Source organism: Allobaculum sp., assembly GCF_047010065.1.
Taxonomy (GTDB): domain Bacteria; phylum Bacillota_I; class Bacilli_A; order Erysipelotrichales; family Erysipelotrichaceae; genus Allobaculum; species Allobaculum fili.
On the sequence record NZ_JBKXLD010000158.1, the window covers coordinates 1 to 2,648 of the forward strand.

At 50.0% G+C, this 2,648-nt stretch carries 3 protein-coding genes; all 3 read left to right on the plus strand.

The features are described 5' to 3' along the window. Positions 1–496, plus strand: a 496-nt coding sequence (locus ACLUYS_RS09775) for a hypothetical protein (RefSeq protein ID WP_412659775.1), incomplete at its 5' end; no start/stop codon positions are given. A 250-nt stretch (positions 497–746) separates the two neighbouring features. Then, the gene (gene rmuC, locus ACLUYS_RS09780; RefSeq protein ID WP_230266922.1) at positions 747–1,697 is read left to right on the plus strand and encodes a DNA recombination protein RmuC; all 951 of its coding nucleotides are present in this window, start codon (positions 747–749) and stop codon (positions 1,695–1,697) included. Positions 1,698–1,834: 137 nt separating this feature from the next. Continuing rightward, the gene (locus tag ACLUYS_RS09785; RefSeq protein ID WP_230266921.1) at positions 1,835–2,389 is read left to right on the plus strand and encodes a class I SAM-dependent methyltransferase; all 555 of its coding nucleotides are present in this window, start codon (positions 1,835–1,837) and stop codon (positions 2,387–2,389) included. Positions 2,390–2,648 lie beyond the last annotated feature (259 nt).

A 2,648-nucleotide genomic window follows, 5' to 3' on the forward strand; every position in this document is an offset into this window, starting at 1 on the left:
TTTCCATGGTCACGAACAGGCGTCGGCCCGACACGCCAAAGTCATTCTTTCCCGTCTTAAGCTGCCAAAACAGCTGCAGAAAGACGTGGTGAAACTGATCCCGGATCACGATACGTTTTTTCGACCCGCGTACCAGAGCCTCTATCGAATCCTGGTCCAGAAAGGATATACCAAGGCACTGTTTGAAAAGCTGATGGATTTGCAGGAAGCCGACATTGAAGCGCACGCGACCAAGGACCGACGCGAACGCCTTGACCTCTTCCGCGCCTATTTTGAACAGGAAAAGGACAGGCATCCCTTTACCATCGCCGAGCTGAAAATCAACGGCGATGACGTCATTGCCCAGACGCATCTCCAGGGCAGTCAGCGCCGGGATGTTCTTCTCGAAGTGCTGCATCAGGTCATTCTCCATCCTGAATGGGAAACCCGAGAAGATCAGCTTCGCCTGCTCAGATCGGCAGAAAAAGTCGTACGCAATGCCCAGAAGAGCAAGTAAGGCACTGCAAGGCTCTGTAACACTCTGTAAAGCTCTGTGACACTTTGTTTTGGTTTTTGTTTTGTAAAAATGGACGACGGTTCATGCGTCATTTCATGGCTAAGGAACACCGTCTGGATGAAGAAAGCAATCAGGCGCCTCAAAAAGGCGCCTGAATTTATTAAAATGGGGTACAGATTGTATGGTCCAGGCCGGATTTTAAAATCCGGGACCATGCGGGAAAGATTTAAAAAGAAAAAAGGGGAAAATTATGAACGGATTTCTTGTGGCTTTAATGATTGTCATGATCGTGCTGCTGGCGCTGGTCGGCTACGCGGTGTATTCGCTGATGAATTCAGTCAGCGATCTGTATCACATCGTGGAAAAGGACGGCGACTACAAGGAGATTCATCTGCGGCGCATGGGCAGCCAGCTGGAACAGGTACGGCTCGATACGAGTTCTGCCCGCGAACGCTCGGAAGATCTGGCGGATGAAGTCCATTCCATTACCCAGGTCATGGCCAACGCCAAACGGCGCGGGACCTGGGGCGAATACCAGCTGGAATCCATCGTACGGACGTATCTTGGGGACAGTCCGTATTTGTACAGCACGCAGTACCATCTGAAAAACGGACGCATCAGCGACGGCGCCTTTCATATGCCGCAGTCCGATCAGGTTCTGTGCATTGACTCGAAATTTCCAATGGAAAATTACCTGCGGATGTGTGAAGAACCCGAATCGGCGGAGTATTATGAAAAAGAATTCAGAAAGAATATAAAGAAACACATCGACGATGTAGCCGATAAATACATCACGGAAGAGACGCTCGATGAAGCGCTCCTCTTTATCCCCAGCGAAGCGGTTTACGCCTACCTTTGCGGGGAAGGAGCGATGCTGCAGCAGTACGCGCTCTCCCGCCATGTGCTTCTGGTTTCGCCGACCACGCTTTGCGGCGTCGTCTTCTCGCTGCAGGCATCGGCGCGCAGCTTCTACCGCGCGGCCAATATGGAAGCGTTCGAAAAGGAAGTCCGTTCGCTGGAAATCAAGGCCACCATGCTTTGCGAAAACGCCGGCAAGACGTGCCGTACGAGCGCCCTTTTACAAAAACAGCTGGCCGCTCTGCAGGAAAGCGCGGAAAAGCTGCTCGCGCAGATTTCGCAGAACGCCGATCCGGTGTTCAGCGACGATCAGAGCTTTTACGATTTTGACGGCGAAGACTAAAAAGATACTGCACTTTCGACGAATTCTTAATTTTGAAGATAGCTCCAAAGGCATAGGCAGCCATCGCAAAACAAAATAAAACAATGGAAAATGCGTGATTCGAGGAAATGGAGGGGATCATTACCAGCATGAAATCCATGAGTGAACTAGCACACGACTTTCTTCTGGACGTCCTTCATGAGCAGGCGATCTGCGTGGACGCAACGCTCGGTCTGGGCCGGGACTCCCGCTTTTTTCTTGATCATCGTGCGGCGCATGTCTTTGCCTATGAAGTCCAGCCGGAGCTCTATGCGGCCAGCTGCGAAAAAATGACTGGTCCGCGCATTACCGCCTGGCTGCATTCCCACGAATTTATGAAAGAAGACCTTTCTGAATACGAAGGGCAGATCGATGCGGTGATCTTCAATTTTGGCTATGACCCCCATTGTCTGCACGGCGTATCCACTCTGCCAGAAAGTTCTGTAAAAGCCGTGAACGCGGCGGCAGATCTGCTTCGGCCCAAAGGCCGGATGGCTCTGGTTTTCTATCCGCTCGCGCCAGGAGATCAAGAACGAAAAGCGGTTATGGAAAGCCTTCTTTTACGTGACGATCTCGAACTGCTCGAGTGTCGGCGCCCCGATCGCGAAGCCTGTCCCGTTCTGCTTTGCGTTATCAAACGATTTTCAAAATCCGCATCCCGCCCGGACGTTTGAAGGAATATAATCTAATCAGGATACTAATATCAAAAATATTCAATTAGAACTTTCCCAATGAGCTTAACTATACAAATCGCTCGTTTTTGAAATTTCATCCCATCAGAGAGCCTTTTTCCGAGGCTCTCTTTTTAATTTTCCCCTGGCTCAATGACCATAACTACGATTAACGAGCTTTATTAAGCAAAATTATAAATCAATTCGATGTAAGCGTCAAATAAAAGACGGGTATTTTCTCGACCGCCTCCTTGGGATAATT